Annotated in this window: 1 protein-coding gene; it reads left to right on the top strand. The window is 57.0% G+C overall.

The window, feature by feature from the left end; all coding sequences use genetic code 11:
- On the top strand, window positions 1-235 hold a 235-nt coding region (locus SB751_RS35340), incomplete at both ends, for a septation protein IspZ (protein ID WP_410749655.1).

Below are 235 nucleotides of genomic sequence, written 5' to 3'. Positions count from 1 at the left end.
GCCTCATGGAAAAACAGATCCAGCTTCCAGACGCTGCCTGGGACAAGCTCAATCTGATCTGGGCTGGTTTTTTCCTGTTCGCCGGCGCCATCAATCTCTACGTGGCGTTTTCGGGGCATTTCACCGAATCCCAGTGGGTCAGCTTCAAGGCCTTCGGCCTGATGGGCCTGATGATCGTCTTCGTCATCGGCCAGTCCCTCTGGCTGGGCAAGCATATCCAGGCTGACGACTCCAC

Origin of the sequence: Cupriavidus sp. SIMBA_020 (assembly GCF_046535395.1) — a bacterium.
GTDB classification, from domain to species: domain Bacteria; phylum Pseudomonadota; class Gammaproteobacteria; order Burkholderiales; family Burkholderiaceae; genus Cupriavidus; species Cupriavidus campinensis.
The sequence above is the reverse complement of the archived record's forward strand: the minus strand, read 5'-3'. Positions and strand labels throughout refer to the sequence as shown.